The organism is Serratia sp. 14-2641 (assembly GCF_001692375.1).
GTDB lineage: Bacteria > Pseudomonadota > Gammaproteobacteria > Enterobacterales > Enterobacteriaceae > Chania > Chania fonticola_C.
In genome coordinates, this window is record NZ_LXKR01000025.1 from 1 (window position 1) to 609 (window position 609).

1 protein-coding gene and 1 pseudogene are annotated in these 609 nt (G+C 56.2%); both read right to left on the reverse strand.

Annotated features, from left to right (window positions below):
• A pseudogene (locus A6U95_RS09960) lies at positions 1 to 236 on the reverse strand (shufflon system plasmid conjugative transfer pilus tip adhesin PilV); the annotation flags it as partial.
• On the reverse strand, positions 233 to 609 hold a 377-nt coding region (locus A6U95_RS09965; protein ID WP_198927295.1), incomplete at its 5' end, for a prepilin peptidase. The gene A6U95_RS09965 and the pseudogene A6U95_RS09960, both read right to left, overlap by 4 nt.

Here is a 609-nt window from a genome sequence, read left to right on the forward strand (position 1 = left end):
CCGCCCCCTTTGACCTGGTTCAGTAACGTGTCGTAGTTATCTTTAACGTATCGGCGTGCACCCTGGCTCACCGTGCTCAGGTGTGTGGCAGTCACGACCCAGGTTTGTTCCTCCATATAGTCAGAATATCTTTCCAGCCCAATGGGGGCGGCAATCAACACGATCGCCAGCACGATGGCCATTGAGATGAGCGATAGGCCCCGGTTGATACGAGGGTTGGCAGCGTCAACAGTCATAAGGCACCCGATAGAGTCAGTTGAGGGAAGCATCCGGCCAGCCCCGCCAGTAAGGCGAACAGCCAGGGAGCATAAGGTTGGGCATTTTTTCGCGTCAGCAACGCACTGACGATAAACAGCAAGAAGGCACATCCACTCAGCACGCTGGCCAACGGCCAGGGAAACCAGGCACACAGCGCGGCGATCAGATGAACATCGCCCAGGCCAAACCCTTCTTCACCCCGCAGGCGTTTGGCTCCGTAGTGAAAGGCATAAAGGAACATAAACATGCCGATACTGCCTGTGAGCGCCTCTGTCAGTGTGAGCGAGCTCCCAGGCAGAAAGGTAAACAGCAGACCTGTCAGCCAGAATCCGGAGGTATAACGCAGCGGTA